The sequence below is a fragment of the Rhodanobacter sp. UC4437_H4 genome (genome assembly GCF_052978425.1).
In genome coordinates this window covers 2,891,037-2,913,599 of the sequence record NZ_CM129673.1, presented here as the reverse complement: position 1 = coordinate 2,913,599, position 22,563 = coordinate 2,891,037, and the positions used below count along the sequence as shown (strand labels likewise).

Genomic DNA, 22,563 nt, shown 5'->3' with positions numbered 1-22,563 from the left:
GGCGGCCCTACACTGTGGAGTTTTCCCCCACCTCATCGAGCCACGTGGATACCCTTTCCGACAACGATGACGCGCAGCGCCTGATCCGGTTCATCCGCGACGAAATCCCGCTGGCCCGCGCAATGGACCTGCGATTGCAGCACCACGACGCCGACATGCTGAGTCTGTGCGCGCCGTTGCCGCCGAACGTCAACGACAAGGGCTGCGCGTTCGGCGGCAGCCTGGTCAGCCTGATGACGCTGAGCGGCTGGGCACTGGTTGAACTGGCGCTGCGCCGGCGCGGCATCGACTGCGACGTGTTCGTCGCCGAATCCGGCGTGCGCTACCTCGCGCCGCTGTGGCAGGACTTCTGCAGCGAGGCGCGGCTCGCGCCCGACGCACGGTGGGACACCTTCTTCGACACGCTGGCCGCGCGCGGACGCGCCCGCATCGCGGTCGAATGCATCGTTCCCGGCACCGACGGCCAGCCCGCGGCCACACTGGCGGCGCGTTTCGTGGCCAAGCGGCGCGAGCCGACCCTGCCGGCTTGAATGAGGCAGAATGGCCCGGCCACCGCCAAGGAGAACCACCCATGCGCCGTATCCCGCAGCTCCTGCTGGTGTTGTCGCTCCTGCTGCTGGCCGCCTGCGCCACGCAGGAACGCAGCCGCTCGCTGACCACCACCTTGTCGGCCTATGCCGGCACGCTGCGCTGGGGCGATTTCGCCAGCGCCGCGCAATTCATCGACCCGAAGATCCGTGCCGAACACCCGCTGAGCGAACTGGACCGCGCGCGCTACAAGCAGGTGCGCGTCACCGAGTACGACGACGGCAGCGGCCCGGTGCCGCTCGGCCCGACCGAGGTGCAGCAGACGGTGCGGATCAGCGTGGTCAACATCCACACCCAGGCCGAGCGCAGCGTGATCGACCGCCAGACCTGGCGTTACGACGAGCAGACCAGGCATTGGTGGCTGACCAGCGGGCTGCCGGACATCACCCGCGAATGAGCGCAGGCGCCGGCTGCCGCACGCAACCCGTATAATCGCGGGTTTACCCGAACCGGCGCCGCGCGGCGCGCCGATGGACTGACGATGAACGATTTCCTGCACCAGCTGCCTGCCTTTGTCGGCAACCATGTCGCCCTGTCGGTGCTGTTCGTGATCCTGCTGGTGGCCTTGCTGGTCATCCAGGCGCGGATCATGTTCAGCAAGATCAAGGAACTGAGCCCGGCCGCGCTCACCGGCCTGATCAACCGCGAGAATCCGCTGCTGATCGACCTGTCCGCGCTGGCGGACTTCGAGAAGATGCACGTGCCCGGTGCGAAGCACGTGGCGATGAGCCAGTTCGACCCGGAAAAGAAGGATCTCGCCGCCGCGAAGTCCCTGCCGGTCGTGCTGATGGACAAGGACGGTCGCGGCAATGCGGCCAAGGCCGCGCAGCGCCTGCTCAAGGCCGGCTTCGAGCACGTGCACACCCTCGGCGGCGGCGTGCTGGCCTGGCACGCGGCGCAGCTGCCGGTGGCCAAAGGCAACAAGTAGCAGGAGCAAGTGGAGAGGAGTGAGAAGTGAGAGAAAGCGGGGTTGTCCTCTCTTTTCTCACTCCTCTTCACCCGCTTCTAGCCATCATGGATGCCGGCGCGGCTGGCGATGATCTGCGCCAGCACGTCGGGCGCGTATTCGAACGAGTCGTAGTAGAGCCGATCCTCCGGCAGGCCGGCGGCGAGGAAGCTCGGGTGCGCAGCGTCGATCATCGCCGGCGGGCCGCTCATGTAGAGGTCGTGACCCGACAGGTCGGGCCAGTCGGCCAGCACTGCCTCATGCACGAGGCCCGTGTGCAGGCCGTCGGCGCGCGCGGCGTCGGACACCACCGGATGGAAGTCGAGGCCGGGCACCTCGCGCGCCCACTGCGCGGCCAGCTCGCGCAGGTACAACTCGTCGGCGCTGCGTGCGCCCCAGTAGAGTCGGATCGGGCGGCGCGTGCCCAGCGCGATGAAGTGCTCGATGATCGCCTTGACCGGCGCGAAGCCGGTACCGCCGGCCATGAAGATCATCGGCCGTTCGGAATCCTCGCGCGGCACGAAGGTACCCAGCGGCCCCTCCACGCGCAGGCGGTCGCCGACCTGCAGGGCATCGTTGACCCATGAAGTGAAGCCACCGCCGGCGACGTGACGAACGTGCAGTTCGAGGCTGCCGTCCGGCTGCGGCCGGTTGGCGATCGAGAACGGCCGATGCCGGCCGTCTTCAAGCACCACGTCCAAATACTGGCCGGGCAGCCGGCGCAGGCGCCGTTCGCCGCGTTCGGGGCGCAGGCGCACGCCGATCACGTCGGGGGCCAGGCGCCACTTGTCGACCACTTCCACCCCCAGCTGGCGCCGCACGATGTCCTCCACCGAGGGCACTTCGCGCGCTTCCAGCAGCAGGTCGGTGACCGGCACGGCCTGGCACAAGAGCACCGCGTGATGGGCCACCGCATCGGCGCTCAGCGCCAGCGGCGGGTTGCGCGGGTATTCGCAGCGCCCCTGCAGCACGGTGGCCTTGCAACTGCCGCAGACGCCGGCGCGGCAGGAATACGGCAACGCCACGCCCGCGCGCTGCGCCGCTTCCAGCACGGTCTCGCCGATGGCCACGGGGAACTGCCGGCCGGAGGATTTCAGGGTAACGATGGGCACCGGCAGCATTGTCGCCGTGAACGCGACAGACAACAATGCGGGCTCGCCGCACGGGAATCGACGATGAGCCTCTGGAAACAATCCACCGACCTGGCCCGCCTCAACAGCTGGAGCGCCAACACGATGATGGAGACGCTGGGCATCCGCATCACCGCGGTCGGCGACGACTGGCTGCAAGGCACCATGCCGGTCGACGCGCGCACCCACCAGCCCTACGGCCTGCTGCACGGCGGCGCCTCGGTGGCGCTGGCCGAGACCCTGGGCAGCACCGCGGCGATGCTTACCCTGGACCCGGACCAGGAGCTGGCGGTGGGCCTGGACATCAACGCCAACCACATCCGCGGCGTGCGCTCGGGCACCGTCACCGGCACCGCCAGGATGCTGCACATCGGCCGCACCACCCAGGTGTGGGAGATCCGCATCGAGGACGAGGACGGCGCGCTGGTGTGCATCTCGCGCATCACCATGGCGGTGATCGCCGCGCGTGGCATGGGCACCAGATAATGCGACCTGCTCTCGATGACTCTCATTGGAGCATCGTCATTCCCGCGAGAGCGGGAGGCGTTTTTTCAACAGACGAATGTCTGGTCATCCGCTGTCTTTTACCTCGTGAACCCATGGATTCCCGCTTTCGCGGGAATGACGACCGGTGCGCACCGGTGAGATCGGCACTCCCGCCGACATGACCGCCGACGCGCCCTACGCCAGCCTCACCCCCGACCTGGTGCTCGATGCCGTGAGCGCCTGCGGGTTGTGGCCGGACGGACGCCTGCTGGCGCTGAACAGTTACGAGAACCGGGTCTGGCAGGTGGGCCTGGAAGACTCGCCGCCGGTGATCGCGAAGTTCTACCGGCCCGGCCGCTGGAACGATGCGGCGATCATCGAGGAGCACACGTTCGCGCAGGAGCTGGCCGAGGCCGAATTGCCGGTGGTCGCGCCGCAGGCATTCGACGGCCGCACCCTGCTGCTGCACGGCGGCTTCCGTTACGCGCTGACGCCGCGCCGTGGCGGCCGCGCCCCCGAACTGGAAGCCGTCGACCAGCTGCAGTGGCTGGGCCGGTTGATCGCGCGCATGCACGTGGTCGGCGCGCGTGCGCCGTTCGTCCACCGCGGTCGGCTCGATCGCGACACCATGGTGCAGCAGCCGCTGTGCGCGGTGCTCGACTCGTCGCTGCTGCCGACGTCGCTGCAGGGGAACTACCGCGCGGCAGCGACTCGCCTGGATGCCGCCATCGCCGCGCGCCTGGAGGCGGTCGGTCCGGTGCGCCAGCTGCGCCTGCACGGCGACTGCCACCCCGGCAACGTGCTGTGGACCGACGCCGGACCGCATTTCGTCGACCTCGACGACGCCCGCACCGGCCCGGCGGTGCAGGACTTGTGGATGCTGGCCAACGACGAGCGCGCGATGGATGCCGTGCTCGAAGGCTACCGCCAGTTCCGCGATTTCGACGACGGCGAACTGGCGCTGATCCCGGCACTGCGCGCGATGCGCCAGCTGCACTACGCCGGCTGGATCGCCGCACGCTGGCACGATCCGGCGTTTCCTGCCGCGTTCCCCTTCGTCGCCGAATCGCGCTGGTGGGACCAGCACGTCGCCGACCTGCATGAACTGGCCGACGAGCTCGGCGCCCCCTCGTAGGCGCCCGCTCGCGGGCGATGCGGTTCCCGGATTCGGGATGCAGCAGGAACATCGCCCGCGAGCGGGCTCCTACAATCCACCGACTTGCTTTCAGGAGTTTCTTGCATGCGCACCACCTTGTTCCGCCTGATCGGCGTCCTCGAAATCGCCGGCGGCCTGTACGGCGTGGCGGCGATGCTGCGGCGGCTGTTGCCGTTCGGCGCGCATGACGGCGTGATCGCCCTGATCGGCCTGGTGCTGTACGGTTTCGTGCTCGCCGCCGGCGTCCAGCTGGTGGCCGGCACCGAGCATGGCGTGCGGCTGTCGCGCTGGGCGCAGTTGCTGCAATTGCCGCTGATCGCCCTGCCGGTGTTCAGCTACGGCCTGCACTGCGGCGCCTTCATCAACGTGTTTGCCACCCTGCAGGCCGCGCCGCGGCTGGGACTGGACTGGCACCTCGGCAGCCAGGGTTTCGTGCTCGCGGTCGCCGGCCCGTCGGTGTCGCGCCTGGGCATCAACCTGCTCGCCCTGCTCTCCTGGCTGGTGCTGCGCCTGCGCTGACGCACGGGAGTAGGGCGGGCACCGCCCGCCGGTCTTTCCCCCAAAGCGGCGGGCAGTGCCCGCCCTACGCTCCGAAGAGGGACCCGGCCAGCCGCTATCATGCGCGGATGAATACGCCCGCAGCGCTTCCCGTCATCCGCCTGAAATCCGATCGTGCTCCCGGTCACCCATGGGTGTGGTCGGCGCAGCTGCACAAGCCCGAGGCAAAGCTGCCGCCGGGCAGCGTGGTCGAGGTGCAGGATGCGAAGGGACGCTTCGTCGGCCGCGCATTCTGGAACGGCCATGCGCGCATCGCGCTGCGGCTGCTGGACACGCATCCCGACGCCAGCATCGACGCCGACTGGATCGCCGCACGCATCGCCCGCGCGGTGCAGTTGCGCCGCGACTGGCTGCAACTCGACCAGGTCAGCGATGCCTGGCGCGTGGTGCACAGCGAAGGCGACGACCTTTCCGGCCTGATCGTCGATCGCTACGCCAACGTCATCGTCATCGAATACTTCGCTGCCGGCATGTGGCGTTTTCGCGAAGCGATCCACGCCGCCCTGCTCACCCACTTCCCCGGCGCGCAGCTGTACTGGTTCGCCGAGTCGCACGTGCAGAAGCAGGAGTCGTTCGACTGTCGCAGCCCCGAGGTGCCGGCGCCGTTCGAGGTGCACGAACACGGCCTGCGCTTCCACGCCGCGCCGGGGCTCGGCCACAAGACCGGCTTCTTCGCCGACCAGCGCGACAACCGCAAGCGCTTCGCCGAGCTGGCGAAAGGCCGCCGCGTGCTCGACCTGTGCTGCAACGCCGGCGGCTTCGCCGTGCACGCGATGGCCTGCGGTGCGCGCGAGGCGGTCGGCGTGGATCTGGACGCGGGCATCCTGGAAGTCGCCCGCACGAATGCGGAAGCGAACCAGGTCGCGGTGACGTTCGAGCAATCCGACATCTTCGACTGGGTGCGCGCCGCCGTCGCGCGCGGCGAGAAGTACGACGCGGTGATCCTCGACCCGGCCAAGCTCACCCGCGACCGCAGCAAGGTGATGGACGCGCTGAAGAAGTACTTCGCGATGAACCGCATGGCGCTGGACATCATCCCGTCCGGCGGCCTGCTGCTGACCTGCTCGTGCACCGGCCTGGTCGGCGAAGGCGAGTTCCTGGAGATGCTGCGCCGGGTGGCGCTCAACGCCGGCCGCACGATCCAGGTGCTGGAAGTGCGCGGCGCCGGCGCCGACCACCCGTTCCGCACCGACGTGCCGGAAGGGCGCTACCTGAAGGCGGTGTTCTGCCGGGTGGATTGAAACAGCCCGAGCTGCGTAGGGCGGGCACTGCCCGCCAGCTCTTCCGCGGCATACCGATGGCGGGCTTTGCCCGCCCTACATTTCGCTTCGCCTCCGCGGGAGCGGCATCGGTCAGGCCTTTTGCGGCAACCGGCCACGCAGCGAGGCGGCGTCGAACGGGCCCGGCTCGGCGATCAGCGCACGCGCGGCATCGACCTGGTCCCAGGTGTTCCACAGCAGCACGCCGCGCACGCGGCCGCCGTCGAGGTAGTACACCACGCCCTCGCGGTTGGGCTCGCGCCAGTCCTCGACCACCTCCAGCCGCGTATCGAGCAGGCCCACGGCTTCGTAGCCCAGGTCGAACAGGTCGGAGTAGAAGAACGGCTGGGTGACGTACTCATCCGCGATCCCGGCCATCGCGCGGCCGGCGAGCCGGCCCATGCCGACGGCGGCGTCCTCGTGCTCCACGCGCATCCGGCGATCCAGGCTCACGCTGTGGAAATTGGCCACGTCGCCGGCGGCCCAGATGTCCGGATCGCTGGTGCGCAGCTGCGCATCGACCAGGATGCCGTTGTCCACCGCCAGCCCCGCCTGTTCGGCCAGCGCGACGTTCGGCGTCACGCCGATGCCGGCCACGGCGGCCTCCACGCGCAGCAACGTGCCGTCGGACAGGCTCAGCTCCACGCCGCCATCCGTGGGATTGCTGCCGGTGACCTGCGCGCCGGGTCGCACGTCCACGCCATGGCGCGCAAAGTAGTCGGTGATGAAACGCGCCAGTCCCTCGGGATAACGTCCTGCCCCCAGCAGCTCGCCGGGAAACAGCAGGCTGACCTTGCAACCCAGCGCGGCCAGCGAGGCAGCCAGTTCGCAGCCGATGAAGCCGCCGCCGATCACCGCGATGTACGCGCCGGGCTGCGCGAAACCGTGCAGCGCCTGGTAATCCGCCAGCGTGCGGTAATGGATCAGCCGCTTGCCGCCCTCGAACGGCAGCTGCCGCGGCGTGGCACCGGTGGCCAGCAGCAGGCGGCGATAGCGGTAGGTGTCGCCGCGGTCGTCGCGCGCGACGCGGGTGGCGCGGTCGAGCGATTCGATCCGCCGGCCGAGATGCAGGGTGGCGCCGCTGGCCGCGGTGGCCAGGTCGACGTCGGCGGGCGACTTGTCGCCCTTCCACAGCCCCTTGCTGAGCGGCGGGCGCTGGTACGGCGCAGAGGTCTCGTCGCCGACCAGGCCGACGTCGGCCGCCGGATCGACCTCGCGGATCGCCTTGGCGGCCGCATCGGCGGCCATGCCTGCGCCGATGATCAGGTAATCGTGGACATGTTCCATGACCTTCTCCTTGAACAAGCACTCCGCCCATCATGCACCACGCCCGCCATTCCAGCGTGAAACGCCGGCGCAGGCCATGAGACGGCTCGACGTACACTGGATGCATCGAACCCGGGAAACGTTCCATGCCACTCAACGAGATCCTGCAGATCGTCCTCGTCATCCTGCTTGTGCTGGTGCTGCTGTTGCAGCTCGTCACGGTACTGCGCGGCCGCGACGGCGCGGGCGTGAGCGCCAAACTGGATGCGCTGAAGGACGACAGTGCCCGGGTCGAGCGCACCCTGCGCGAGGAGCAACGCGCCGGTCGGGAGGAGTTGCAACAGGGTTTCGACCGTTTCCGCGGCCATGTGGGGGAGCAGCTCGGCGGCATGTCGCAGCAGCAGGCCGAGCGCATCGAGGGCTTCGGCCAGCGCCTGGCTGCGCTCACCGACGGCACCAGCCAGGGTCTGCAGACCCTGGCGCAGCAACTCGCGGAGGACGCGCGCAAGAGCCGCGCGGAGACCACGCTCGCGCTCAACCGCTTCGGCGAACAGCAGCAGCAGCGCCTCGCCGCACTCAGCGCCGAACACGAGAAGCGCATGGGCGAGGTGCGCGCCACGCTGGAGGCCAAGCTCGGCGCGATCCAGCAGGACAACGCGGCCAAGCTGGAGCAGATGCGCGCCACCGTGGACGAGAAGCTGCACGCCACGCTGGAAAATCGCCTCGGCGAATCGTTCAAGCTGGTCTCCGAACGACTGGAGGCCGTGCAGCGCGGCCTTGGCGAGATGCAGGGCCTGGCCGTCGGCGTGGGCGACCTCAAGCGCGTGCTGGGCAACGTGAAGACCCGCGGCGTGCTGGGCGAGACCCAGCTCGGCGCGCTGCTCGAACAGCTGCTGACGCCCGACCAGTACGCGGTCAACGTGGCCGTCGCACCCAACTCCGACGCGCGGGTGGAGTACGCCATCCACATGCCCAACGGCGTCGATGGCGCCGCGCTGTGGTTGCCGATCGACGCGAAGTTTCCGCTCGAGGACTACCAGCGCCTGCAGGAAGCCCACGAGAACGCCAATGCCGCGGCCGCCGCCGATGCCGCCAACGCGCTGGAACGGCGCGTGCGCGAGGAGGCCAAGCGCATCCGCAGCAAATACGTGGTGCCGCCGCATACGGTGGATTTCGCCATCCTGTTCCTGCCGACCGAAGGCCTGTTCGCCGAAGTGCTGCGGCGGCCGGGCCTGTTCGAGTCGCTGCAGCGCGAACACCACATCACCGTGGCCGGACCGACCACGCTGGCGGCGATCCTGACCAGCCTCAAGGCCGGTTTCCGCACGCTGGCGATCGAGAAGCGCAGCAGCGAGGTTTGGCAGCTGCTGGGTGCGGTCAAGACCGAGTTCGGCAAGTTCGGTGCCGTGCTGGACAAGGTCAAGAAGAATCTGGACCAGGCCAGCAACCAGATCGATGCGACCGGCGTGCGCACGCGCGCGATCGAACGCAGGCTGCGCGGCGTCGAAACACTGCCCGGCGAAGTCAGCCAGCAACTTCTCGATACCGCCCCCGCCACGGAGGACGGCGACGAACCGACGGCCGACTGAACCTCAGCGTCGCCAGCGGAACACGTCCTCCACCCCCACGCCGAACGCATGGGCAATACGGAAGGCCAGCTCCAGCGACGGCGCGTATTTGCCGCCTTCCAGCGCGATCACCGTCTGCCGCGTGATCCCGCAGGCATCGGCCAGCGCCTGCTGGGTCATTTCGCCATGCTCGAAGCGCAGCTTGCGGATGCTGTTGTCGATCGGCGTGCCGCTCATGCGCTGCGCCGGTCGTGCCAGTAGGCCATGCCGGTAGCCAGGTATTCCAGCAGGCACGACGCCATCAGGCCGACGATCAGCACGTTGGCGACCGCCATCGGCCGGGCCCAGGCGAGGCGTTCCAGCGGCGAGAACGCGAACATCACGGCCAGGCCGATCACGAACACCGACAAGCCGACCCGCGCCCAACCGCAGGCGCGCGCCTCGATCTGGCGATCGCGCTCGTCCTGTTCCACCGTGTCGCGCCAGCGATGCCGCAGCAACTGCATCACCACCAGCCAGCCGACCACCAGCATGCCGATGTGCCGGCCGATCGCCGAGGCCTCCGGCGCCATCGACCCATCCGCAGCCACCATCTGCGAACCGCGCAGGAGGTAGTAGGCGCCGATGGCCGCGGTGAAGACCAGGCCGATCCAGGCCCGCTGCTCGCCCGGCGACACCGGTGCCGCCGACTCGTCCCGGGCCGCCATCGCGGCGGATTCCTGGAGCGTGGCCCAGAGCAGGTACCAGACCAGCCAGGCGCCACCAAGCACGGCCAGCCCGCCGGGCCAGCCCAGATCCACGTCGGGCAGCACGAACAGCACGTAGAACGCCGCCACGGACAGCGGAACCAGGACGAAGTAGCGCAGGTTGCGCGACATGGTGTCATCTCCATCGGATGTTATGTACGCTATACATTACATCATGTCTTGTCAGGCGGACAATGGCCTCCCCGCGCGGGAACCCCGGCGACACAGACGTCATCAGGGTGGGAACGTTAAACTGGCAAATCAGCCATCCCGAGGCCCCCGCATGAACGAAGAGCATCATTCCCAGGAAGTCAGTCAGCAGCAGGCCGAGGACGCGGTGCGTATCCTGCTGCGCTGGGCCGGCGACGACCCCACGCGGGAGGGCCTGCTGGACACGCCCAAGCGGGTGACCAAGGCCTACCGGGACTGGTTCTCGGGCTACGAATCGGACCCGGCGGAGTTCCTGCGGCGCACCTTCGAGGAAGTGGCCGGCTACGACCAGATGGTGGTGCTGCGCGACATCCAGTTCGAGAGCCATTGCGAGCACCACCTGGCGCCGATCATCGGCCGCGCCCACGTCGGCTACATGCCGACCAACCGCGTGGTCGGCATCAGCAAGCTGGCCCGCGTGGTCGACGGCTTCGCACGCCGCCTGCAGGTGCAGGAGAAACTGACCGCGCAGATCGCCCATTGCATCCAGGAAACCCTGCAGCCCAGCGGCGTGGCGGTGGTGATCGACGCCAGCCACCAGTGCATGACCACCCGCGGCGTGCACAAGCGCGGCGTGTCGATGGTGACCAGCCAGATGCTGGGCAGCTTCCGCGACGATGTGCGCACGCGCAACGAGTTCCTGCAGTTCATCGGCATCCACGGCAGCGCCCGCTGAACATGCGCCCCTGCTGGTGCGCCGTGCCGCTGCTGTGGCTGGCAGCCCTTGCGCACGCGCAGGATTCACGCGTCGCCTACCTGGGGTTCTTCGATCGCGACGGCGACGGCAAGGTCAGCGTCGCCGAATACGTCCAGTACATGAGCCGCGGCTTCGCGCAGATGGATGCCAACGGCGACGGCGTGCTGGAAACCGACGAGTTGCCGGGCCGCCGCGGCGAGCCGATTTCGCTCCCGGCATTCCAGGACAACCTGCGCCGCCAGTTCCATCGGCTGGACCGCAACCATGACGGCAGCCTGGATGCGCGCGAGTTGACCGCGCCGCCGCGCTAGGTCGGCCGGCGCCCCCGACCCTGCCCGGCGACATCCACGCCAGGCAGGAAGATCGACTCGATCGGCCGCCCGAACAGGCGCGCAATCCGGAACGCCAGCGGCAGGCCGGGATCGTACTTGCCGGTCTCGATCGCGTTCACCGTTTGCCGCGACACGGCCAGGCGCTCGGCCAGCTCGGCCTGCGACCATGCCTGTTCGCCGCGCAACTCGCGCAGGCAGTTGTTCATCGGCGGGACTCCGATGTCGATCGGCCCTGCTGCGGGGCGGGCTTGTTGCCCGGCATTTTTCGCAAAGAGGCGAGGCGCCTGCTCACGACGAAGCGGGCCGTCGGATCAACCGCGAGAAAAGGCAAGGCGGATGCCGGCGTGACCGGTTTACGGGCTGTTCGCAGCCGCGGGCGCAACGGCGAGAGAGGGATTCGCCGCTGGCGAAAGGGGTTCACGGCGGGCTCCGGACGCGCGGGCAATCTTCCCGCCGCGAAGCTATCGGGCCGGCCCAGTAGTGTCAAGTTTACTTGACCAAAGCTAAGCAATCAGACGAGGTGCGGTTGCTCAAGCTTCATATATCAGTACAATTTGTGACGCAGTTCGCACTTTATGTGACGCAATCTGTAGGGGAACGCCGACAAACGCTGCCAATTTTTTGCCCCACGGCAGAAAAACCACATGGCAGGTCGTGGCGGCGAGGGGGAATCCGGACGATCAGGATGATTGGCATGCCGGTTGCTTTAGCCACCGCAAGCCACGGTAGATCGTGGTCTGCATTTCATCCGGGGGGAATGAATTTAGCCAGAACCCGCCGGTTTACCAGATGCCTTGCCGCCAACGGGCCTTTCCTCGTGCGGCGATGCCGAGATCCCGAAACCATCCATCCAACGAGGAACACCATGAACAAGACTCTGCTTTCCACCGCACTGGTCGCCGTGATCGCCGCCACCGCCTTCGCGCCGACCGCCCAGGCAGCCAACACCGGCACCATCACCATCTCCGGCAAGGTTCTGTCCGACACCTGCACCGTCGCCGTCAATGGCGGCGCCACCGTGGCGCTGCCCACCGTGATGACCGCCAGCCTGGGCACCGTGGGCGCCACCGCCGGCACCACGCCGTTTACCGTTGCGCTGACCGGCTGCGACACCAACACCACCACCGCCGCGATGAGCTTCAGCGGCAGCAACATCGACGCCGGCACCGGCAACCTGAAGAACACCGTCGTCGGCGGCTCCAACGTGCAGATCCAGTTGCTCAATGGCGCCTCCCTGATCAACGCATCCAGCGGCGCCAATGCTCCGGTGATCAACGTCACCAGCGGCAGCGGCAGCGTGGCCATGAACGCCCGCTACGTCGCCGCCAGCGCCGCGGCCACCGCCGGCCTGGTCGCCTCGACCGTCAACTTCACCCTGAGCTACCAGTAAGCGCGACATCGGCGCGCCGCAGTCGCCATGGCGGCTGCAGCGCGCCGTTTTTTTGCCAGCCGCCACTACCGCTCCACCGTCCCGGGAATCCTCCGATGAAGAACCTGCTCGCCCTTGGCGCCATGCTGATCGCCCTGACGGCTGTCAGTGGCGCGGCCGACGCCAGCGTCGTGATCGGCGGCACCCGCGTGGTGTTCCCGGCCGCCAGTGGCGAAGTCACCGTGCGCCTGAACAACAACGGCCAGCAACCAGCCCTGGTCGAAGCCTGGATCGACGCCGGCAATCCCGATTCCACCCCCGATACCGCGCGCGTGCCGTTCCTGATCACGCCGCCGCTGTTCCGCATGAACGCCGGCAAGGGCCAGAGCCTGCGCATCGTCTACACCGGCCAGCCGCTGCCGACGGATCGCGAGTCGCTGTTCTGGCTGAACGTGCTCGAGATCCCGCCCAAACCCGGCACCGTCAATGGCGAGACGCAGAACACCTTGCAGTTCGCCGTGCGGTCGCGGCTGAAGCTGTTCTTCCGCCCGGCCGGCCTGGTCGGCAACCCGCTGACCGCCGCCTCGCAGATCACCTGGTCGGTGGCCAGCGACGGCCATGCGCTGGTGGCGCACAACCCGACGCCTTACCACGTCACGTTCAGCAAGGTGTCGCTGAGTGCCGGCAAGGCGGCGTTGGCGACCGACGCGGGCATGGTCGCGCCGCTGTCGACCTTGCGCCTGCCGCTTGCCGAAGGCGCACCGGCCCCTGCCGCCGGCACCGCCGTCGCGTTCACCACGATCAACGACTTCGGCGCCGCCGACGCCAACCAGGGCACGATCACGCCGTGAAGCGCGCACGCGCCCGCGCATCGACGCCCTGCGCGCGCGCAGTCGCCAGCCGTCGGCTGGCGTTGTCGATCCTGCTGGCGCTGGCCACCGCCGCCGGTGCCGCCCACGCTGCCGCGGCCAACGCCGACGCCGGCGCCGCGGCCGACGCGGCGGATGCCAACTTCGACCGCAGCATGCTCGCCGGCGCGGGCCAGAACACCACCGACCTGTCGCGCTTCGAACGCGGCAATTTCGTGCCTGCCGGAAACTACAGCGTCGACATCTACCTCAACGACGCGCCGGTCGGCCGCCGCGACGTGCGCCTGGCCGCGCCCTCGCCCGACGCCAGCGCCACGCCCTGCGTGACCCCGGCGCTGCTGGACACCCTGGGCCTGCACCCGGCCGATCTCTCCGACGCGCTGCTTGCGGAAATGGCCGACCCTGCCGCCTGCGTCGACATCACGCGCGTGATCCCGGGCGCCAGCCTCGGCTTCGACCTCGGCGACCTGCGACTGGACGCCAGCGTGCCGCAGGCGTTCCTGGGCCGCGTGGCGCGCGGTTATGTCGACCCGCAATACTGGGATGAGGGCGTGACCGCGGGCCTGCTCAACTACAACTTGAACAGCTACCGCACCGGCGCCGGCGGCCTGCACCAGACCTCGACCTACCTGGGCCTGGATGCCGGCATCAACCTCGGCGCCTGGCGGGTCCGCCACGACTCGACGCTGGACTGGCAATCGGGCACGGCCGGCGCTGGTTCCTCGCACCACTGGCAGAACATCGCCACCTACGCCCAACGCGACCTGACCGCACTGCGCGCGCAGCTGACCGTGGGCGACTCCTGGACCAGCGGGGAGATCTTCGACAGCTTCGGCCTGCGCGGCGTGCAGATCGCCACCGACGACCGCATGCAACCGCAGTCGCTGCGCGGCTACGCACCCACCGTGCGCGGCGTGGCCGACAGCAACGCCAAGGTGGTGGTGCGCCAGAACGGCATGCTGATCTACCAGACCACGGTCGCGCCCGGCCCGTTCGTGATCGACGACCTCTATGCGACCGGCTACGGCGGCGATCTCGAAGTCAGCGTGACCGAAGCCAGCGGCCGCGTGCACAGCTTCTCGGTGCCCTACGCCTCGGTGCCGCAGCTGCTGCGCCCCGGCGTCAACCGCTTCAGCATCGCGGCGGGGCAGATGCGCGAGCAGACCATCGAGGACGAGCCGAACGTGGTGCAGGCCACCCTGCAGCACGGCTTCACCAACCTGCTCACCGGCTATGCCGGCGTGGTGGGCTCGGAAGGTTACGGCGCCATGCTGCTGGGCAGCGCGCTCAACACCCGCTACGGCGCGTTCGCGATGGACATCACCGGCGCGCGCACGCGCATCCCCGGCCTCGACACCATGTCCGGCCAGAGCGTACGGCTGAGCTACAGCAAGATCATGGCGCCCACCGGCACCTCGCTGTCGGTGGCGGCCTATCGCTATTCCACCAGCGGCTACCTGACTTTGCGCGATGCGGCGCGCGCGCGCGACTACGCGCAACGCGGCCTGCCGGTGTTCGCCAGCGGCCCGGCCCGGCCGATCCTGATCAACGGCGTGCCGGTGGCCGGCCTGCTCACCCCGCAGCAGCAGGCGGCGCTGGCCGGCATCAACTACACCGGCGCGCTGGACACCGTGGGCGTCGATCGCCAGCGCAACAATTTCAGCATCAACCTCAGCCAGCGCCTGGGCGCGACCGGCGGCTCGCTGTACGTCACCGGTTCGGCGCGCGACTACTGGAACCGCGGTGGCACCGACACCCAATTCCAGGTCGGCTACAACAACTCGGTGGGCCGGCTGAACTACAACGTCTCGGCCAGCCGCGAGCGCAACCTGTTCGGGCGCAGCGAAAACCGCTTCATGCTCAACCTCACGATCCCGCTGGGCAACGGCGCGCATGCGCCGATCCTCACCGGCGCGCTGAGCCGCACCGGCAGCGACGCCACGCAGGAGCAGGCCACCGTCAGCGGCACCGCCGGCAGCAACGACCAGTTCAACTACGGCGTCACCGCCACCCACGACAACGGTCGCGACAGCGGCTCGGTGGGCACCAGCGGCAGCGTCAACGCCGGCTATCGCGGCAGCCACGTGCAGGTCAACGTCGGCGTCGGCGCGGGCAGCGGCTATTCGCAGGCCTCGTTCAACCTGGCCGGCGGCATCGTCGCGCATCCCGGCGGCGTCACCTTCGGCCAGCCGCTGGGCGACACCGTGGGCCTCGTCGAGGCACGGGACGCCGCCGGCGCGCGGGTCATCAACGCCGCGGGCGTGAGGATCGGGCACAACGGCTATGCGCTGATCCCGTACCTCACCCCGTACCAGCTCAACCGCATCGACATCGACCCCACCGGCCTGTCGCTGGACGTGCAGTTGGACAACACCAGCGCGCAGATCGCGCCGCGCGCCGGCGCGGTGGTGCTGATCAAGTTCAAGAGCGAAAGCGGCCGCTTCGTGCTGATCCAGACCCGCCTGGCCGACGGCAACACGCTGCCGTTCGGTGCCGAAGTGGATGACGCGCGCGGCACGCTGGTGGGCGTGGTCGGCCAGGCCGGGCAGATCATGGCGCGATTGCCGAACGACAGCGGCTCGCTGCGGGTGAACTGGCAAACGGATGATGGCGCATCGCAGTCGTGCACCCTCCCCTATGACCTCGCAAAGTCGAACGGCACGGCTGCGGGAATCCGGCGGATCGAGGCCACCTGCGTCGCACCCGACCTTCGAGCAAAGCTTGCAGAGGCCCGCCCATGAGCAACGGTCCCATCACCTCCATCCCGCGGGCATTCCGATTGCCGAACCGGTGGCTCCTGCTGCTGGCTTGCACCCTGCTGGCAGCAACGCCCGTCGCGCATGCCGGCTGCTCCTTCAGCCGTGGCGACTCAACAGGCACGTATTCCGTTGGCGTCCCGGCGACCATCGTCAACGATCCCGGCATCCCGGTGGGCGCCACGCTCTACACCTCCGGCCTGACCGGAATCAGCCAACCGGTGAGTTTCAAGTGCAACGGCAACCAGAACTACTGGGGCCTGACGAACCGTGCCGGCGCGACTCCCGCTGCCGGGCAATACCTGTTCCCGATCGGCACCACCGGCATCAGCTTCCGGATCACCCAGACTTCGGGCAGTTACCCCGGACTCATCGGCCCCTGGCCGTTCCAGAGCCTGGACGGCAGCTCCACCTGGACTGAAGCGGACCCCGTCACGGTCGAGCTGGTGAAGACCGGCAATATCGCCGACGGCACGGTGGTGTCCGGCGCGCTCGCCGACTTTCAGGCCGGCACCGTCAGCAACAACATTGTCGACGCATCCATCGTGCTGGCCGGATCGCTGACTTTCGTGGCCCCGGCCTGCAGCGTGCCGTCAAGCCTGACCGTGCCGCTGCCGACGGTCACCACCAGCGCTCTCGCCGGCGGGACCGGCGTGACCACGGGTGACAAGCCTTTCGCGATCCCGCTGACCTGCTCGGCAAACGCCAAGCTGGCGATCACGCTGGACTCGACCAACCCGGTCAACCGACCCAACGGCGTGTTGTCGAACAGCGGGACGGCAACGGGAGTCGGTATCCAGATCGTCTGGAACGGCGCGCCGGGAACCAGCGGCAATCCGGTCGCGCTGGGCACGGCCGTCACCTTCAACGCGGCCAGTGGTGCGTCGCAAATCCCGCTGGTCGCACGCTACTACCGGACCACGGGAGCGCTTGCATCGGGGTCGGTCACGGCGACAGCCACCTATACGTTGACCTACCCCTGAAGGACGCGCGACAACGCCGGATGGCGGGCCCGACCCCTCCTCACTCGTAGGTGTGCACGACAAGCTTCGCGGCGGTTGCGCCATGCTGATTGCGGGTGAAATAGGTCAGCAGGCGATCGCCGGCGACACGCGTCGCATCCAGATCCAGCACCACGCGCGAATACGGCCGCCCTGGATCGGTCGCGGTCTGGCCGCAGGCGAGTCGCAGCGGCGCGCGGGCGTCGACGGCCGGGGCGGCGATGCTGGCGGCAAGGTAGTGGGCCGGCACGGTACAGGTCGGTTCGACCACCGCGCCGGAAAACGAGATGCGCCCACTGGCGGCCTTGGCCACCGAGAAGGCGCCCAGCAGAGCCAGCGCCATCCATGCGCCTCCGACCACGTTGCTGCTCCACGAACTCCTCATGCCCTGCACCTCTTGCGCAAACCCGCCTGTGACGGGGCGACTCAAGTGGCTTTTCGGCAGCGCTTGTGCGGGCTTTAGCGGCGGAGCCGGCGCGCATCGCAAACTGTGATGTGTGTCACGTTTCAGCCGGGCAAGAACGCCATGCCGCTTCCATGTCCGCCTGCATACCGCCCCGCGCGTGATGCGCGCGTGGAAGAGGCGTGAACCGGGAAGGTCGGCGACGTCAGCGCGAGGAGATGTACTTCTCGCGGCGGATCTGTTTCACCGGCAGGCCGAACTCCTGCAGGGCGGCGTAGGCGGCATCGACCATGTTGGGGTTGCCGCAGAGGTAGGCGATGTCGCGTTCGGCGCTGGGCCCGAGTTCGGCCAGCACGTGCTGCACGTGGCCGGCGCGATCGCCGGGGCGCGGCACGGCGCGGGCCTCGCGGCTGAGGCAGCCGTGGAACAGGAAGCCGGGGTGGCGCTGCGCGAACGCCTCGAACTCCTCGCCGTAGAGCAGTTCGGTTTCGTTGCGGGCGCCGTACAGCAGCACCACTTCGCGATTGCCGCCCGCCAGCAGTTTCTCGATCTGCGGCAGCATCGCGCGGTACGGGGTGACCCCGGTGCCGGTGGCCAGCAGCAGGTAGCGCGGGCGGGTGTCGGCCTCCTGCAGGCAGAAGCGGCCGTACGGGCCACTGGCGTCGATCACGCCGCCGACCGGCAGCTCGCCGAGCAGCTTCGTCGCGGCGCCGCCTTCGACGTAGCTCACCGCGATCTCGATGTGCGGCACGGGCGAGGAGCCGTCGCCCACGCTGCCCACCGAATAACTGCGCTTGGTCGGCGTGCCGTCGTCGTAGTGGAAATGCACCTGCAGGAACTGGCCCGGCTGGAACGCCAGCGGTTGCCCGTCGACACGCTCGAACACCAGGTGGCGCACCGTCGGTGCGAGCATGCGGGCGTCGACGAGACGGAGCTGGAAGGATTCGGCCATGGTTTTCCCGAAACAGTGTGTGCGTCGGGCGGGCCCGGACGGTGATGGTCAGCCCCGTATAATAAGCGGCTTGTCCCCCTTGGCGCAGCCCATGTCCTTCACCCAAAACGATTCGCCCCCCGCGCTGGTCGTCGACAACCTGCGCAAGGTCTACCGCAACGGCGTGGAAGCGCTCAAGGGCGTCAGCCTCACCGTGCAGCAGGGCGACTTTTTCGCCCTGCTCGGCCCCAATGGCGCGGGCAAGTCGACCCTGATCGGCATCCTCTCCTCGCTGGTCAACGCCAGCAGCGGCGATGCATTGGTGTTCGGCCGTTCGGTCATGCGCGAGCGCAGTGCGGCGATGCAGCTGATCGGGCTGGTGCCGCAGGAGATCAACTTCAACCAGTTCGAGAAGCCGTTCGACATCTGCGTCAACGAGGCTGGCTTCTACGGTATCCCGCGCAAGCCCGCCGCCGAACGCGCCGAGAAATACCTCAAGGAGCTGCGCCTGTGGGACAAGGCGTTCCACCAGGCGCGCGAGATGTCCGGCGGCATGAAGCGCCGCCTGATGATCGCCCGCGCGATGATGAACGAGCCCAAGCTGCTGATCCTGGACGAGCCCACCGCCGGCGTGGACATCGAGATCCGCCGTTCGATGTGGCACTTCGTCAGCGCCATCAACGCGGCCGGCACCACGGTGATCCTGACCACGCATTACCTGGAGGAAGCCGAGTCGCTGTGCCGCAACATCGCGATCATCGACCACGGCACCATCATCGAGAACACCAGCATGAAGCGCCTGCTGGCGACGCTGGACGTGGAGACTTTCGTGCTCGACCTGGCCGAACCGCCGGGCGAGCTGCCGACCGTGGCCGGCATCGCTCTGCGCCGCATCGACGAGCGCACCCTGGAGGCCGAGATGGCCCGCAAGCAGGATCTCAACACGCTGTTCAGCGCACTCACCCACCACGGCATCACGGTGCATTCGATGCGCACCAAGACCAATCGGCTGGAGGAACTGTTCGTGCGGCTGGTCGAACAAGGCCGCACCCCGGAGCGGGAGAAGGCGGCATGAGCAGTTCCACCAACCTGGTCGCGCTGTACACCGTCGCGCGGCGCGAAATCGTGCGCATCCTGCGCATCTGGACCCAGACGCTGATCCCGCCCGTCATCACGATGACGCTGTACTTCATCATCTTCGGCAAGCTGATCGGCAGCCGCATCGGCACGGTCGACGGCTTCCCGTACATGCAATACATCGTGCCCGGCCTGGTGATGATGTCGATTATCAACAACAGCTACATGAACATCTCCAGCTCGTTCTACGGCGCGAAGTTCCAGCGCTCGGTGGAGGAGATGCTGGTGGCCCCGATGGCCAACTGGGCGATCCTCTGCGGTTACGTGATCGGCGCGGTCGCACGCGCCCTGGTGGTCGGCGCGCTGGTGCTGGTGGTCGCGCTGTTCTTCACGTCGCTGCACGTGGCGCACCCGCTGACCGCGCTGGCCGCGGTGCTGCTGGGTGCGGTGATCTTCGCTCTGGCCGGGTTCATCAACGCGGTGTTCGCCAGCAAGTTCGACGACATCGCCCTGGTGCCCACCTTCGTGATCACGCCGCTGACCTACCTGGGCGGTGTGTTCTACTCGATCAACATGCTGGGCGAGCCGTGGCGCGCCATTTCCCACGCCAATCCGATCCTGTACATGGTCAACGCGTTCCGCTACGGCGTGCTCGGCATCAGCGACGTATCGGTGGGCTGGGCCTTCGCGGTGATGCTGGGGTTCATCGCCGGGCTGTCGATCGCGGCGCTGCAACTGCTCAGGCGCGGCGTGGGGCTGAGGAGCTGAGAATCGGGAATAGGGAATCGAGAATAGGTAAAAGCTGCAGAACGTGAGCCACGCGCCTCGCCCAATGCCCGAAAACCATACGAAATCCGATCAGAGCGACCTCACCCAACCTCACCGATTCCCGATTCCCGATTCCCCATTCCCGATTCCCGGCCTTATGCGCGTAAACAAGTACATCAGCGAAGCCGGCCTGTGTTCGCGCCGCGAAGCCGACGAGTGGCTGCTCGCCGGGCGCGTCAGCATCAACGGCGAGGTGGTCGGCACCGGCGCCAAGGCACTGGACGGCGACGAGGTGCGCGTGGATGGCGAGATCGTCCGGGCGCGCGGGCTGGCCGCCACGCCGGCGGCGAAGAAGGCGGTCTACATCGCGCTGAACAAGCCGGTCGGCATCACCTGCACCACCGACCAGAGCGTGGCCGGCAACATCGTGGATTTCGTCGACCACCCGCAGCGGATCTTCCCGATCGGCCGGCTGGACAAGGATTCCGAAGGGTTGATCCTGCTCACCAGCAATGGCGACATCGTCAACGAGATCCTGCGCGCGGAAAACCACCACGAGAAGGAATACCTGGTCGGCGTGAACAAGGCGGTCACCGACGAGTTCATCGCCGGCATGAGCAAGGGCGTGCGCATCCACGGTCAGCTGACCCAGCGCTGCCGCGTGCGCCGGATCGCGAAGTTCGGCTTCGCCATCGTGCTGACCCAGGGCCTGAACCGGCAGATCCGCCTGATGGCGGCGGCGTTCGGCTATCGCGTGACCCAATTGCGCCGCGTGCGCATCGACAACGTGAAGCTGGCCCACCTGAAACCCGGCCAGTGGCGCAACCTCACCGACGCGGAGCTGAAGGGCTTGCTGCCCGGGCGCACGCAATGGTGAGCGCGTAACCGCTTTGTAGGGCGGGCACTGCCCGCCGGCTTTTCGACGTACCAAGACCAGGAGCGGCGGGCGGTGCCCGCCCTACGGCAGCTCAGGCAGCCGGCAGCGTCTGCAGGTCCCAGCGCGGGCGCACCTGCACGGTTTCGTCCTGCTGCTGGCCGCTGGCCAGCCGGATCGCGCCGGCCAGGGCGATCATCGCGCCGTTGTCGGTGCAGAACTGCAGGCGGGGGAAGTACGTGCGGAAGCCGTCCTTCTCGCCTGCCGCCGCCAGATCCGCACGCAGCCTGCGGTTGGCGCCCACCCCGCCGGCGATCACCAGCCGGCGGGTGCCGGTGGCCTCCAGTGCGCGGCGGCACTTGATCAGCAGCGTCTCCACGATCGCCTCCTCGAAGGCGCGGGCCACGTCGGCGCGGGTCTGCTCGCTCTGGTCCGATTTCTGCCAGGCCAGCAGCACCTGGGTCTTCAGGCCGGAGAAGCTGAAATCCAGCCCGGGCCGGTCGGTCATCGGCCGCGAGAAGCGGAACACCCCCGGCCGGCCCTGTTCGGCCAGTTTCGCCAGCGCCGGTCCGCCCGGGTAGGGCAGGCCCATCAGCTTGGCGGTCTTGTCGAAGGCCTCGCCGGCGGCGTCGTCCAGGGTGTCGCCCAAGATGGTGTACTGGCCGATCGCCTTGACCTCGACCAGCAGCGAATGGCCGCCGGACACCAGCAAGGCCACGAACGGCGGCTGCGGCGGGTCCTGCTCCAGCAGCGGGGCCAGCAGGTGGCCTTCCATGTGGTGGACGGCGACGGCCGGCACGTCCAGCGCCCAGGCCAGCGCGCGGCCCACCGACGCCCCCACCAGCAGCGCGCCGACCAGGCCGGGACCGGCCGTGTAGGCCACCCCGCCGAGGTCGCGCACGCCCAGTCCGGCCTGCGCCAGCGCCTCGCGGATCAGCGGCAGCAGCTTGCGCACGTGGTCGCGGCTGGCCAGCTCGGGCACCACGCCGCCGTAATCGGCGTGCAACTTGATCTGGCTGTACAGGGTATGGGCCAGCAGGCCCGCCCCCGGGGCATCCGGCTGCCAGCGCAGGATGGCTACGCCGGTCTCGTCGCAGGAGCTCTCGATGCCCAGCACCGGCCGGTGGGCCGGCTTTGAAAAATCTTTGTTATCCACGGTATAATTCGCGGCTCACCACTTTCCACTGTCCCGCACAGGCGGGCAGATTACCACCTGGAGTTTCCATGCCCAACGTAAAAGTTCGCGAGAACGAGCCGTTCGAGATCGCACTGCGTCGTTTCAAGCGTACCTGCGAGAAGGCCGGCGTGCTGGCCGAGACGCGCAAGCGCGAGTTCTACGAGAAGCCGACCCAGGAGCGCAAGCGCAAGCGCGCTGCCGCCGTCAAGCGCCACCTGCGTCGCCTCTCGCGCGACGTTTCGCGCAAGGTCCGCCTGTACTGAGCGCCCTCCCCGCCGCGCGTCGGCGGGTCGAGCGGCAACAGTCATGCGGCAGGCGCGGGTTCTCGCTGCCGCCGCAAGCATCCGGATAGGCCATGGCCGGCGTTGTTCCCAGGGACAACGCCGGCTTTGCCGT

Annotated in this window: 26 protein-coding genes; 18 read left to right on the top strand and 8 right to left on the bottom strand. The window is 68.4% G+C overall.

Going from position 1 to position 22,563, the window contains the following annotated elements; translation table 11 throughout:
• Positions 1 to 44 precede the first annotated feature (44 nt).
• From ACVCL3_RS13200 to ACVCL3_RS13190, 3 genes are all read left to right on the top strand, one after another.
• Positions 45 to 530: a YiiD C-terminal domain-containing protein gene (locus tag ACVCL3_RS13200; RefSeq protein WP_395120313.1), complete on the top strand. Its 486-nt coding sequence runs from the start codon at positions 45 to 47 to the stop codon at positions 528 to 530.
• 41 nt (positions 531 to 571) lie between these two features.
• Positions 572 to 985, top strand: a complete 414-nt coding sequence (locus tag ACVCL3_RS13195; protein WP_395120314.1) for a hypothetical protein — start codon at positions 572 to 574, stop codon at positions 983 to 985.
• A gap of 84 nt (positions 986 to 1,069) precedes the next feature.
• On the top strand, positions 1,070 to 1,516 hold the full coding sequence (locus ACVCL3_RS13190; RefSeq protein ID WP_447097974.1) for a rhodanese-like domain-containing protein: 447 nt from the start codon (positions 1,070 to 1,072) through the stop codon (positions 1,514 to 1,516).
• 77 nt (positions 1,517 to 1,593) lie between these two features.
• Here ACVCL3_RS13190 and ACVCL3_RS13185 read toward each other — a convergent pair whose 3' ends face one another.
• Positions 1,594 to 2,655: a 2Fe-2S iron-sulfur cluster-binding protein gene (locus tag ACVCL3_RS13185; RefSeq protein ID WP_447101530.1), complete on the bottom strand. Its 1,062-nt coding sequence runs from the start codon at positions 2,653 to 2,655 to the stop codon at positions 1,594 to 1,596.
• A gap of 54 nt (positions 2,656 to 2,709) precedes the next feature.
• On the opposite strand from ACVCL3_RS13185, the gene ACVCL3_RS13180 reads away from it, so the two are divergent.
• From ACVCL3_RS13180 to ACVCL3_RS13165, 4 genes are all read left to right on the top strand, one after another.
• A complete protein-coding gene (locus tag ACVCL3_RS13180; protein ID WP_447099625.1) occupies positions 2,710 to 3,150 on the top strand; it encodes a hotdog fold thioesterase in 441 nt (146 codons plus the stop codon).
• Positions 3,151 to 3,328: 178 nt separating this feature from the next.
• Positions 3,329 to 4,285, top strand: coding sequence for a serine/threonine protein kinase (locus tag ACVCL3_RS13175; protein ID WP_447101529.1), 957 nt, complete (start codon positions 3,329 to 3,331; stop codon positions 4,283 to 4,285).
• Positions 4,286 to 4,390: 105 nt separating this feature from the next.
• Positions 4,391 to 4,825 (top strand): hypothetical protein, encoded by a 435-nt coding sequence (locus ACVCL3_RS13170; RefSeq protein WP_447099624.1) that lies wholly within the window; start codon positions 4,391 to 4,393, stop codon positions 4,823 to 4,825.
• 107 nt (positions 4,826 to 4,932) lie between these two features.
• Complete coding sequence (locus ACVCL3_RS13165; protein WP_447099623.1) at positions 4,933 to 6,105, top strand: class I SAM-dependent rRNA methyltransferase; 1,173 nt, start codon at positions 4,933 to 4,935, stop codon at positions 6,103 to 6,105.
• Positions 6,106 to 6,216: 111 nt separating this feature from the next.
• On the opposite strand, the gene ACVCL3_RS13160 is transcribed toward ACVCL3_RS13165, so the two are convergent.
• Positions 6,217 to 7,410 carry an NAD(P)/FAD-dependent oxidoreductase gene (locus ACVCL3_RS13160; protein ID WP_447099622.1) on the bottom strand — a complete coding sequence of 398 codons (1,194 nt, stop codon included), beginning with the start codon at positions 7,408 to 7,410 and terminating at the stop codon, positions 6,217 to 6,219.
• A gap of 125 nt (positions 7,411 to 7,535) precedes the next feature.
• On the opposite strand from ACVCL3_RS13160, the gene rmuC reads away from it, so the two are divergent.
• Positions 7,536 to 8,978 (top strand): DNA recombination protein RmuC, encoded by a 1,443-nt coding sequence (gene rmuC / locus ACVCL3_RS13155; protein ID WP_447097970.1) that lies wholly within the window; start codon positions 7,536 to 7,538, stop codon positions 8,976 to 8,978.
• A 3-nt stretch (positions 8,979 to 8,981) separates the two neighbouring features.
• Here the strand turns inward: rmuC and ACVCL3_RS13150 are convergent, their stop codons facing one another.
• Positions 8,982 to 9,194 (bottom strand): helix-turn-helix transcriptional regulator, encoded by a 213-nt coding sequence (locus ACVCL3_RS13150; protein WP_395120321.1) that lies wholly within the window; start codon positions 9,192 to 9,194, stop codon positions 8,982 to 8,984.
• Positions 9,191 to 9,835 carry a hypothetical protein gene (locus ACVCL3_RS13145; RefSeq protein WP_447097969.1) on the bottom strand — a complete coding sequence of 215 codons (645 nt, stop codon included), beginning with the start codon at positions 9,833 to 9,835 and terminating at the stop codon, positions 9,191 to 9,193. Before ACVCL3_RS13145 ends, ACVCL3_RS13150 begins: the two co-directional genes overlap by 4 nt.
• 151 nt (positions 9,836 to 9,986) lie before the next feature.
• Between ACVCL3_RS13145 and folE the strand changes: the two genes are divergently transcribed.
• Entirely contained in the window at positions 9,987 to 10,589 is a 603-nt protein-coding gene (folE, locus tag ACVCL3_RS13140; RefSeq protein WP_395120323.1) for a GTP cyclohydrolase I FolE, read from the top strand.
• A gap of 2 nt (positions 10,590 to 10,591) precedes the next feature.
• Entirely contained in the window at positions 10,592 to 10,921 is a 330-nt protein-coding gene (locus tag ACVCL3_RS13135) for an EF-hand domain-containing protein (protein WP_395120324.1), read from the top strand.
• On the opposite strand, the gene ACVCL3_RS13130 is transcribed toward ACVCL3_RS13135, so the two are convergent.
• Positions 10,918 to 11,148 (bottom strand): helix-turn-helix transcriptional regulator, encoded by a 231-nt coding sequence (locus tag ACVCL3_RS13130; protein WP_395120325.1) that lies wholly within the window; start codon positions 11,146 to 11,148, stop codon positions 10,918 to 10,920. The genes ACVCL3_RS13135 and ACVCL3_RS13130 overlap by 4 nt on opposite strands.
• A 659-nt stretch (positions 11,149 to 11,807) precedes the next feature.
• Between ACVCL3_RS13130 and ACVCL3_RS13125 the strand changes: the two genes are divergently transcribed.
• From ACVCL3_RS13125 to ACVCL3_RS13110, 4 genes are all read left to right on the top strand, one after another.
• Complete coding sequence (locus ACVCL3_RS13125; protein WP_395120326.1) at positions 11,808 to 12,332, top strand: fimbrial protein; 525 nt, start codon at positions 11,808 to 11,810, stop codon at positions 12,330 to 12,332.
• Between the two features lie 95 nt (positions 12,333 to 12,427).
• Entirely contained in the window at positions 12,428 to 13,162 is a 735-nt protein-coding gene (locus ACVCL3_RS13120) for a fimbrial biogenesis chaperone (protein WP_447099621.1), read from the top strand.
• Positions 13,159 to 15,921 (top strand): fimbria/pilus outer membrane usher protein, encoded by a 2,763-nt coding sequence (locus ACVCL3_RS13115; RefSeq protein WP_447099620.1) that lies wholly within the window; start codon positions 13,159 to 13,161, stop codon positions 15,919 to 15,921. The genes ACVCL3_RS13120 and ACVCL3_RS13115 overlap by 4 nt, the downstream gene beginning before the upstream one ends.
• Positions 15,918 to 16,919 (top strand): fimbrial protein, encoded by a 1,002-nt coding sequence (locus ACVCL3_RS13110; protein ID WP_447097964.1) that lies wholly within the window; start codon positions 15,918 to 15,920, stop codon positions 16,917 to 16,919. The genes ACVCL3_RS13115 and ACVCL3_RS13110 overlap by 4 nt, the downstream gene beginning before the upstream one ends.
• Before the next feature lie 40 nt (positions 16,920 to 16,959).
• On the opposite strand, the gene ACVCL3_RS13105 is transcribed toward ACVCL3_RS13110, so the two are convergent.
• A complete protein-coding gene (locus ACVCL3_RS13105; protein WP_395120330.1) occupies positions 16,960 to 17,322 on the bottom strand; it encodes a hypothetical protein in 363 nt (120 codons plus the stop codon).
• Between the two features lie 223 nt (positions 17,323 to 17,545).
• Positions 17,546 to 18,292: a ferredoxin--NADP reductase gene (locus ACVCL3_RS13100; RefSeq protein ID WP_447099619.1), complete on the bottom strand. Its 747-nt coding sequence runs from the start codon at positions 18,290 to 18,292 to the stop codon at positions 17,546 to 17,548.
• Positions 18,293 to 18,383: 91 nt separating this feature from the next.
• Between ACVCL3_RS13100 and ACVCL3_RS13095 the strand changes: the two genes are divergently transcribed.
• The 3 genes from ACVCL3_RS13095 to ACVCL3_RS13085 all read left to right on the top strand — a co-directional run bounded on the left by ACVCL3_RS13095 (position 18,384) and on the right by ACVCL3_RS13085 (position 20,993).
• On the top strand, positions 18,384 to 19,346 hold the full coding sequence (locus ACVCL3_RS13095) for an ABC transporter ATP-binding protein (protein ID WP_395120332.1): 963 nt from the start codon (positions 18,384 to 18,386) through the stop codon (positions 19,344 to 19,346).
• The gene (locus ACVCL3_RS13090) at positions 19,343 to 20,116 is read left to right on the top strand and encodes an ABC transporter permease (RefSeq protein WP_395120333.1); all 774 of its coding nucleotides are present in this window, start codon (positions 19,343 to 19,345) and stop codon (positions 20,114 to 20,116) included. Before ACVCL3_RS13095 ends, ACVCL3_RS13090 begins: the two co-directional genes overlap by 4 nt.
• Positions 20,117 to 20,273: 157 nt before the next feature.
• On the top strand, positions 20,274 to 20,993 hold the full coding sequence (locus tag ACVCL3_RS13085) for a pseudouridine synthase (protein WP_447099618.1): 720 nt from the start codon (positions 20,274 to 20,276) through the stop codon (positions 20,991 to 20,993).
• Positions 20,994 to 21,084: 91 nt separating this feature from the next.
• Here ACVCL3_RS13085 and tsaD read toward each other — a convergent pair whose 3' ends face one another.
• Positions 21,085 to 22,146, bottom strand: coding sequence for a tRNA (adenosine(37)-N6)-threonylcarbamoyltransferase complex transferase subunit TsaD (tsaD, locus tag ACVCL3_RS13080; protein WP_447099617.1), 1,062 nt, complete (start codon positions 22,144 to 22,146; stop codon positions 21,085 to 21,087).
• Positions 22,147 to 22,214: 68 nt separating this feature from the next.
• Between tsaD and rpsU the strand changes: the two genes are divergently transcribed.
• Positions 22,215 to 22,430, top strand: a complete 216-nt coding sequence (gene rpsU / locus ACVCL3_RS13075; RefSeq protein WP_007081639.1) for a 30S ribosomal protein S21 — start codon at positions 22,215 to 22,217, stop codon at positions 22,428 to 22,430.
• Positions 22,431 to 22,563: the final 133 nt, after the last annotated feature.

Coding starts and splice junctions, on each gene's coding strand:
- ACVCL3_RS13085 (WP_447099618.1), top strand. CDS start 20,274: ATGCGCGTAAACAAGTACATCAGCGAAGCCGGCCTGTGTTCGCGCCGC.
- ACVCL3_RS13180 (WP_447099625.1), top strand. CDS start 2,710: ATGAGCCTCTGGAAACAATCCACCGACCTGGCCCGCCTCAACAGCTGG.
- ACVCL3_RS13095 (WP_395120332.1), top strand. CDS start 18,384: ATGTCCTTCACCCAAAACGATTCGCCCCCCGCGCTGGTCGTCGACAAC.
- ACVCL3_RS13190 (WP_447097974.1), top strand. CDS start 1,070: ATGAACGATTTCCTGCACCAGCTGCCTGCCTTTGTCGGCAACCATGTC.
- folE (WP_395120323.1), top strand. CDS start 9,987: ATGAACGAAGAGCATCATTCCCAGGAAGTCAGTCAGCAGCAGGCCGAG.
- rpsU (WP_007081639.1), top strand. CDS start 22,215: ATGCCCAACGTAAAAGTTCGCGAGAACGAGCCGTTCGAGATCGCACTG.
- ACVCL3_RS13120 (WP_447099621.1), top strand. CDS start 12,428: ATGAAGAACCTGCTCGCCCTTGGCGCCATGCTGATCGCCCTGACGGCT.
- ACVCL3_RS13150 (WP_395120321.1), bottom strand. CDS start 9,194: ATGAGCGGCACGCCGATCGACAACAGCATCCGCAAGCTGCGCTTCGAG.
- ACVCL3_RS13135 (WP_395120324.1), top strand. CDS start 10,592: ATGCGCCCCTGCTGGTGCGCCGTGCCGCTGCTGTGGCTGGCAGCCCTT.
- ACVCL3_RS13185 (WP_447101530.1), bottom strand. CDS start 2,655: ATGCTGCCGGTGCCCATCGTTACCCTGAAATCCTCCGGCCGGCAGTTC.
- ACVCL3_RS13175 (WP_447101529.1), top strand. CDS start 3,329: ATGACCGCCGACGCGCCCTACGCCAGCCTCACCCCCGACCTGGTGCTC.
- ACVCL3_RS13165 (WP_447099623.1), top strand. CDS start 4,933: ATGAATACGCCCGCAGCGCTTCCCGTCATCCGCCTGAAATCCGATCGT.
- ACVCL3_RS13090 (WP_395120333.1), top strand. CDS start 19,343: ATGAGCAGTTCCACCAACCTGGTCGCGCTGTACACCGTCGCGCGGCGC.
- ACVCL3_RS13160 (WP_447099622.1), bottom strand. CDS start 7,410: ATGGAACATGTCCACGATTACCTGATCATCGGCGCAGGCATGGCCGCC.
- ACVCL3_RS13125 (WP_395120326.1), top strand. CDS start 11,808: ATGAACAAGACTCTGCTTTCCACCGCACTGGTCGCCGTGATCGCCGCC.
- ACVCL3_RS13130 (WP_395120325.1), bottom strand. CDS start 11,148: ATGAACAACTGCCTGCGCGAGTTGCGCGGCGAACAGGCATGGTCGCAG.
- ACVCL3_RS13105 (WP_395120330.1), bottom strand. CDS start 17,322: ATGAGGAGTTCGTGGAGCAGCAACGTGGTCGGAGGCGCATGGATGGCG.
- ACVCL3_RS13145 (WP_447097969.1), bottom strand. CDS start 9,835: ATGTCGCGCAACCTGCGCTACTTCGTCCTGGTTCCGCTGTCCGTGGCG.
- ACVCL3_RS13195 (WP_395120314.1), top strand. CDS start 572: ATGCGCCGTATCCCGCAGCTCCTGCTGGTGTTGTCGCTCCTGCTGCTG.
- ACVCL3_RS13110 (WP_447097964.1), top strand. CDS start 15,918: ATGAGCAACGGTCCCATCACCTCCATCCCGCGGGCATTCCGATTGCCG.
- ACVCL3_RS13170 (WP_447099624.1), top strand. CDS start 4,391: ATGCGCACCACCTTGTTCCGCCTGATCGGCGTCCTCGAAATCGCCGGC.
- rmuC (WP_447097970.1), top strand. CDS start 7,536: ATGCCACTCAACGAGATCCTGCAGATCGTCCTCGTCATCCTGCTTGTG.
- ACVCL3_RS13100 (WP_447099619.1), bottom strand. CDS start 18,292: ATGGCCGAATCCTTCCAGCTCCGTCTCGTCGACGCCCGCATGCTCGCA.